The 7910-nt window shown below is 66.6% G+C and carries 6 protein-coding genes and 1 tRNA gene; 6 read left to right on the top strand and 1 reads right to left on the bottom strand.

Going from position 1 to position 7910, the window contains the following annotated elements; translation table 11 throughout:
- Positions 1 to 76, bottom strand: a tRNA-Val gene (locus B4F19_RS06860).
- A 209-nt stretch (positions 77 to 285) separates the two neighbouring features.
- Between B4F19_RS06860 and aceE the strand changes: the two genes are divergently transcribed.
- From aceE to B4F19_RS06830, 6 genes are all read left to right on the top strand, one after another.
- A complete protein-coding gene (aceE, locus tag B4F19_RS06855; protein WP_292733600.1) occupies positions 286 to 3015 on the top strand; it encodes a pyruvate dehydrogenase (acetyl-transferring), homodimeric type in 2730 nt (909 codons plus the stop codon).
- Positions 3016 to 3025: 10 nt separating this feature from the next.
- The gene (locus B4F19_RS06850; RefSeq protein WP_228178884.1) at positions 3026 to 4243 is read left to right on the top strand and encodes a PucR family transcriptional regulator; all 1218 of its coding nucleotides are present in this window, start codon (positions 3026 to 3028) and stop codon (positions 4241 to 4243) included.
- An 85-nt stretch (positions 4244 to 4328) separates the two neighbouring features.
- Complete coding sequence (locus B4F19_RS06845; RefSeq protein ID WP_228178885.1) at positions 4329 to 5264, top strand: ACP S-malonyltransferase; 936 nt, start codon at positions 4329 to 4331, stop codon at positions 5262 to 5264.
- A complete protein-coding gene (locus B4F19_RS06840; protein WP_292733596.1) occupies positions 5261 to 6262 on the top strand; it encodes a beta-ketoacyl-ACP synthase III in 1002 nt (333 codons plus the stop codon). Before B4F19_RS06845 ends, B4F19_RS06840 begins: the two co-directional genes overlap by 4 nt.
- Before the next feature lie 93 nt (positions 6263 to 6355).
- Positions 6356 to 6604 carry an acyl carrier protein gene (locus B4F19_RS06835; protein WP_195691493.1) on the top strand — a complete coding sequence of 83 codons (249 nt, stop codon included), beginning with the start codon at positions 6356 to 6358 and terminating at the stop codon, positions 6602 to 6604.
- Between the two features lie 51 nt (positions 6605 to 6655).
- The gene (locus B4F19_RS06830; RefSeq protein WP_292733593.1) at positions 6656 to 7891 is read left to right on the top strand and encodes a beta-ketoacyl-[acyl-carrier-protein] synthase family protein; all 1236 of its coding nucleotides are present in this window, start codon (positions 6656 to 6658) and stop codon (positions 7889 to 7891) included.
- The last annotated feature ends 19 nt before the right edge of the window (positions 7892 to 7910 follow it).

Below are 7910 nucleotides of genomic sequence, written 5' to 3'. Positions count from 1 at the left end.
TGGTGGGCGGTGAGAGGATCGAACTCCCGACATCCACGGTGTAAACGTGGCGCTCTACCAGCTGAGCTAAAGGCCCTCGAGGCGAGTCTACGGGGCCAAAGCGGCATCCATGGTTTCGGCTGACCGAGCCCGGCCGCCTCGCCCGCTCCCACCGGATGCGGGACTCGCTAGGCTGGGTCGTGGTCTGCCGTACAGACACGCGCACGACCAGACCCTGCGATGCTCACCCTGCAGCGCACGGCCGCCCGTTCGTGGCACACCCTGCCCGTCGAAGAAAGGTTTCACGTGACCGTCAACGATCAGGATCCGTACTCGCAGGGACCGCTCGACAGCGACCCGGACGAGACCGCGGAATGGCAGGAGTCCCTCCACCAGCTCGTCTCGGCCAAGGGCCAGGGGCGAGGCAGGGAAATCATGCTGAGCCTGTTGCAGACATCGCACGAGCTCCAGCTCAACGTGCCGCAGGTGCCAACCACCGACTACATCAACACGATCTCGCCGGATGCGGAGCCTGAGTTCCCCGGTGACGAGGAGCTGGAGCGCCGCTACCGTCGCTGGATTCGCTGGAATGCTGCCATCACGGTCCACCGCGCGCAGCGTCCGGGCATCAGCGTCGGCGGTCACATCTCGACCTACGCCTCGTCCGCGTCCCTCTACGAGGTCGGCTTCAACCACTTCTTCCGCGGCCCGGATCACCCGTCCGGCGGCGATCAGATCTTCATCCAGGGGCATGCCTCCCCCGGAACCTACGCTCGCTCCTTCCTGGAGGGACGCCTGACCGAAGCACAGCTCGACGGCTTCCGGCAGGAGAAGTCGGCGGCACCCAACGGTCTGCCGTCGTACCCGCACCCGCGTCTCATGCCGGACTACTGGCAGTTCCCGACCGTGTCGATGGGTCTCGGGCCGATCAACGCGATCTACCAGGCGATGACCAACAAGTACCTGACGAACCGTGGCATCAAGGATGTCGGCGACAGCCACGTCTGGGCGTTCCTCGGCGACGGGGAAATGGACGAGGTCGAAAGCCGCGGTCAGCTTCAGGTAGCCGCTAACGAAGGCCTCGACAACCTCACGTTCGTGATCAACGCGAACCTGCAACGTCTCGACGGTCCCGTGCGTGGCAACGGGAAGATCATCCAGGAGCTCGAGAGCTTCTTCCGGGGCGCGGGCTGGAACGTCATCAAGGTCGTCTGGGGAACCGGCTGGGACGAACTGCTCGCCAAGGACACCGACGGCGCGCTCGTGCACCTGATGAACACCACGCCGGACGGCGACTTCCAGACCTACCGTGCTGAAGACGGCGCATTCATCCGTGAGCACTTCTTCGGCCGCGATGAGCGCACGGCGGCGCTCGTTAAGGATTGGACCGACGACGAGATCTGGGGCAAGCTGCGCCGCGGTGGCCTTGACTACCGCAAGGTCTACGCGGCCTACAAGGCGGCAGTCGAGCACAAGGGCCAGCCCACCGTCATCATCGCCAAGACGATCAAGGGCTACGGCCTCGGTCACCACTTCGAGGGTCGTAACGCGACCCACCAGATGAAGAAGATGACGCTCGAGGATCTCAAGCACTTCCGCGACTCGATGCGTATCCCCATCTCGGATGCCCAGCTCGAGGAGAACCCGTACCTGCCGCCGTACTACAACCCCGGACCGCAGGACGAGACCATCCAGTACATGATGGAGCGCCGTCGGTCCCTCGGCGGGTTCCTCCCCCAGCGCCGAACCTCGCACACCGCGATCACGCTGCCGGGCGACGACGTGTATGCCATGCCAAAGAAGGGGTCGGGTACGCAAGAAGTCGCCACCACGATGGCGTTCGTGCGCCTGCTCAAGGACCTGCTGCGCGCGAAGGGATTCGGCAACCGCATCGTGCCGATCATTCCCGACGAGGCACGCACCTTCGGGATCGACGCGTTCTTCCCGACGCAGAAGATCTATAACCCGCACGGCCAGAACTACACCTCGGTCGACCGCGATCTGCTTCTCGCCTACAAGGAGAGCCCGCAGGGTCAGATCATGCACGTCGGCATCAACGAGGCCGGCGCGCTGGCCGCGTTCACCGCCACGGGCACGTCCTACGCAACGCACGGCGAGCCGCTCATTCCGGTGTACGTCTTCTACTCGATGTTCGGGTTCCAGCGGACGGGCGACGCGCAGTGGGCCGCCGGCGACCAGATGACGCGCGGCTTCGTGATCGGCGCGACCGCGGGACGGACAACCCTGACAGGTGAAGGTCTCCAGCACGCCGATGGCCACTCGCACCTTCTGGCGTCGACGAACCCGGCCACGGTCTCGTACGACCCGGCATACGGGTACGAGATCGCGCACATCGTGCAGTCGGGCCTGGAGCGGATGTACGGCGGACACCACCCCGACCCCGACGTCATGTACTACCTCACGGTCTACAACGAGCCGCTTGTTCAGCCTGCGGAGCCCGAGGGTGTGGATGTCGAGGGCATCGTGCGCGGCATCCATCGCATCTCCACCGCCGAGGGTGAGGGCCCGCGTGCCCAGCTTCTGGCATCGGGGGTCGGTGTGCCGTGGGCGCTCGAAGCCCAGCAGTTGCTGCGCGACGATTGGGGCGTTCAGGCCGACGTGTGGTCGGTGACGTCGTGGACCGAACTGCGCCGCGACGGCCTCGCCGCCGACGAGCACAACTTCTTGCACCCCGAAAACGAGCCCCGCCGCGCGTACATCAGCGAGAAGCTGCAGGACGCCGAGGGCCCCGTGGTCGCCGTCAGTGACTTCATGCACGCCGTTCAGGATCAGATCCGTCCGTGGGTTCCGGGGCGTTTCGCGACGCTCGGCGCCGACGGCTTCGGCTTCTCGGACACGCGTCCGGCTGCGCGACGCTACTTCAAGATCGACGGCCCCTCGATCGTGGTGCGCACGCTGCAGGCGTTGGCCGAGGAGGGCGTCGTCGATCGGGCCCTTGCCGGCCAGGCGATCCGCAAGTATGACCTGCACAACGTCAAGGCGGGCACAAGCGGAAACGCGGGCGGGGAGAGCTGACGACCCGGCCATGACAGCGCATCCCACCGACAAGGCCGAGACTCTGGCGTGGCTACGCCGCATCTCGGGGGATCTCGCGACCGCGACGATTCAGCGACTCGAGCAGAGTCTGCCCTGGTACTCGGAGATGCCGCCTGCGCGTCGGTCCGCGGTAGGCCTGGTCGCTCAGGCGGGAATCACATCCTTCATCCAGTGGTACGACGATCCGCAGTCGACGCCCTGGATCGCCGCCGACATCTTCGCCGCCGCGCCCCGCGAGCTGTTGCGCAGCGTGAGCCTGCAGCAGACGCTTCAGCTCATCCGCGTCTCAGTGACGGTCACGGAGGAGCGGATCGCGAGCAAGAGCGAAAGTCTGCGTGAGGCGATCCTCCTCTACTCCCGGGAGGTCGCGTTCGCCGCGGCCGACGTGTATGCGCGAGCCGCCGAAGCGCGGGGACTGTGGGATGCACGTCTTGAGGCCCTCGTCGTGGATTCGATCCTCACGGGCGAGACCGACGAGGAGCTCCCGAGTCGGATTGCCGCACTCGGATGGCATGGTCACGGCGAAGTCGCTGTTCTGGTGGGCACGACGCCGCCGCAGTTCGACGTCGACCAGCTGCGCCGAACCGCGCGCAAGCTCGGCGTGGATGTTCTGATCGGCGTGCAGGGGTCGCGACTGGTTCTGGTGATCGGGCGGTCGGAGCCGTCACCACGGGCGGAAGACGCGGAGCAGGACTTGCCCTTCCCCGAGATCGCTCGTCGCCTCGAGCCCGGCTTTGGGCCGGGCTACCTCGTGCTCGGCCCCGCGGTGCCGGCATTGGTCGATGCAAGCATGAGCGCGCGGGCGGCCCTGGCCGGTTTTGCCGTTGCCCGAGCGTGGCGGCATGCGCCACGGCCGGTCGAAGCCGACGATCTGCTGCCCGAGCGCGCCCTCGCCGGCGATCCGTTGGCCAAGCAGACCTTGATCGAGCGCATCTACCGTCCGCTTCATGCGCATTCGACGGATCTGGTCACGACCCTGTGGAGCTACCTCGACAACGGCCGGTCGCTCGAGGCCACCGCGCGTGAACTGTTCGTACACCCCAACACGGTTCGGTATCGCCTCAAGCGGGTCTCGGAGGTCATCGGCTGGGATGCCACGGGTCCCCGCGAGGCGCTCATCCTCCAGACTGCACTCATCCTGGGATCGATCGGCACAGAGTCGGTGCGTCGCCGACCTGCCGCGCTGCACCGCCGCGTGTCAGCCTGAGCGTGTAGACGCGCGACAAACGAATGCGCGTTTTCTCGATCAGAATCTCCAGAATGACCGCTCGACACGCTGGCAGGATGGGATGGTGATCATCGCCCTCTTCCCTGGTCAAGGCTCCCAAACACCAGGATTCCTCCGGCCCTGGCTCGAACGCGATGGGGTCCGCGCACGTCTCGATCAGTTCTCGCAGTGGGCAGAGGTCGACCTCATCGAGGCGGGAACCGAGGCGGACGCTGAGACTATTCGTGACACGCGAATCGCGCAGCCGCTCATCGTCGCCGCCTCCGTTCTGTCGTGGGAGCTCTTTACGCAGAGCGCCTCTGCGCCGGTCGACGGGGTCGCCGGGCACTCGGTGGGCGAGTTCGCCGCGCTGGCAGCTGCGGGGGTCATTGATGCGGAGACTGCCCTGCGGCTCGTCGGGATCCGCGGCCGGGCGATGGCGGATGCAGCATCGCTCGCTGACACCGGAATGAGCGCCGTGATCGGCGGCGACCAGGCAGTGGTTGAGGAGCGTCTCGCGTCGCTCGATCTCACCCCGGCGAACTTCAACGGCGGTGGCCAGATCGTGGCCGCAGGTGCGGCTGAGGCGCTCGCCGCGCTAAGCGCCGAGCCCCCGACGGGGACCCGTGTGATTCCGCTCTCGGTTGCGGGTGCCTTCCATACGCACTACATGGCGCCAGCGGTCGAGACACTGCGGTCAGCCGTAGCAGCCGTCACCCCGTCAGACCCGGGCCTGCAGTTGTGGACGAATCGAGACGGTTCGCTCGTGAACAGCGGCGCGGAGGCACTCTCGCTCGTCGTCGATCAGGTTGCATCCCCGGTTCGGTGGGACGCGTGTATGCAGTCGTTCGCAGCCGCGAGCGTGAAGGGACTGATCGAGTTCGCTCCCGGCGGCACGCTTGTCGGCCTCGCGAAGCGTGCTCTGCGCGGAGTACCCTCAGTCGCGGTCAAGACTCCCGAAGACCTCACGTCTGCAGCCGAGCTTGTGGCCACCGCATCCGCTCAAGGAGAAGCCGAATGACCGTGTCCCTTCGTCAGCCCCAGGGCGCTGCGCACACCCGGATCTACGCCTATGGCGCTGCCCGGGGCGAGCGCGTCGTTCCGAACGGTGAGCTCGTCGGTCCGATCGACTCAAGCGACGAGTGGATCCGCCAACGGACGGGAATCGTGACCCGAGTGCGCGCGGTCGAGACGACCACCGCGATCGACCTTGCCGCGGATGCTGCCACCGAAGCCGTCTCGAAGTCGGGCGTCGCTCCGGACAAGATCGACGCCGTGATCGTGGCAACGATCTCCAACCCCCGGCAGACCCCCTCGGTGTCGGCGATCGTTGCGGAGCGCATCGGAGCGAAGGATGCCGCAGCCTACGACCTGAACGCCGCGTGTGCGGGGTTCGCGTACGGCGTGGGCCAGGCAGACGCGCTGATCCGCGGGGGCGGCGCGCACTACGCCGTGGTAATCGGCGCCGAGAAGCTCAGTGACATCGTCGACCCGACCGACCGCTCGATCTCTTTCCTCCTCGGCGACGGTGCAGGTGCTGCCGTTGTCGGCCCCTCCGAAACACCAGGTATCGGCCCGACGGTGTGGGGCTCGGATGGCTCAAAGGCCGACGCTGTCGGGATGAACCACACACTGACAGAGTTCCGGGATGGAACTGCGCCCTGGCCCACGCTCCGCCAGGAGGGCCCGACGGTCTTCCGCTGGGCGGTATGGGAGATGGTCAAGGTTGCCCGTGAAGCCCTCGCGGCTGCCGGCGTCGAGGCATCCGACCTCGCAGCCTTCGTTCCGCACCAGGCAAACATGCGAATCATCGACGAGTTCGCGAAGCAGCTCCGCCTTCCCGAGTCCGTGGTGATCGGACGCGACATCGAGACGACCGGAAACACCTCCGCCGCCTCCATCCCGCTCGCCACGCACCGGCTTCTGGCGGAGCACCCCGAACTGAGCGGCGGCCTCGCCCTGCAGATCGGCTTCGGAGCGGGGCTGGTCTACGGCGCGCAGGTCGTCGTGCTCCCGTGACGGCGGAGCCTCGAACTCTAGACTGGCAGGACGGCCTCACCTGAGGCCCACACCGACCACAACCCATCCATATCAACCCAGAGGGAGACACCCATGGCACTCACAAACGACGACGTCCTCGCAGGACTCGCCGAACTCATCACCGACGAGACCGGCATCTCGGCCGACGAGGTCGCCATGGAGAAGTCGTTCACCGACGACCTCGACATCGACTCGATCTCGATGATGACCATCGTCGTCAACGCCGAGGAGAAGTTCGGCGTGACCATTCCCGACGACGAGGTCAAGAACCTCAAGACCGTCGGCGACGCCGTCACCTACATCACGTCGAACCAGGCGTGACCCGATCTCCGGTGGGGGCGCAGCCCCCACCGGACCATCCCTGAGGACTACATGAGCAGTTCACGTATCGTCGTCACCGGCATCGGCGCCACCACCCCCATCGGAGGAACGGCGCCCGATTCCTGGTCGGCACTGCTGGCCGGCGAATCCGGCGCGCGCTCGCTCGAACACGACTGGGTCGCGAAGTACGAGCTTCCCGTAACGTTCGCGGCATCCGCGCGCGTCCCGGCGGAAACCGTCCTGGCCCGGCCCGAGGCCAAGCGTCTTGACCCGTCTTCGCAGTACGCCCTGGTGGCTGCCCGCGAAGCGTGGGCGGATGCCGGAACCCCGGAGGTCGAACCCGAACGCCTCGGTGTCGACTTCGCTACGGGGATCGGCGGCCTGTGGACTCTCCTCGATGGCTGGGACACGCTTCGTGAAAAGGGTCCGCGGCGCGTCATGCCGATGTCGGTTCCCATGCTCATGCCCAACGCGCCTGCAGCGGCCATTTCGATGCACCTGGAAGCGCGCGCCTACGCGCGGACCGTGGCCTCGGCCTGTGCATCCAGCACCGAGTCCATCGTCAACGCCGTCGAGCACATCCGCCTCGGCCTCGCCGATGTCGTTATCGCGGGCGGCACCGAGTCGGTGATCCACCCGATCACCCTCGCGGCCTTCGCGTCGATGCAGGCCCTTTCGCGGCGCAACGACGACCCAGCGCACGCCTCACGCCCCTACAGCATCGACCGGGACGGCTTCGTCATGGGCGAGGGGGCTGCCGCCCTCGTGCTCGAGACCGAAGAGCACGCTCGGGCCCGCGGCGCCCGAATATACGCCGTCGTAGCCGGCGGGTCCGTCACTGCCGACTCGTACCACATCACGGCTCCCGAGCCTGAAGGCCTCGGCGCCTCACGGGCGGTGCGGCAGGCTCTCGAACAGGCTGACGCCTCAGTCGACGATGTCACGCACATCAACGCACACGCCACCTCAACACCTACGGGTGATATCGCCGAGTACAAGGCGTTGCTGTCGGTCTTCGGCGACCGCGTGCACGAGATCCCCGTCTCTGCGACCAAGGCTTCCACCGGACACCTGCTCGGTGGAACGGGTGCTCTGGAGGCAGTCTTCACCGTCTTGGCGCTGCACAACCGCCTCGCTCCCCCGACGATCAACATCACAGAACAGGACCCCGAGATTCCGCTGCGGGTGGGCGAAGCCGTCGAACTCGGCGACGGCGATCATGTCGCTATCAGCAACTCGTTCGGATTCGGCGGACACAACGCCGTCGCGGCGTTCCGCAGCGTCTAGACGGTATGTAGTAGCCCTC

The organism is Microbacterium sp. UBA1097, assembly GCF_002313585.1.
Lineage (GTDB): Bacteria > Actinomycetota > Actinomycetes > Actinomycetales > Microbacteriaceae > Microbacterium.
This window is presented reverse-complemented; position numbering and strand designations above follow the sequence as displayed.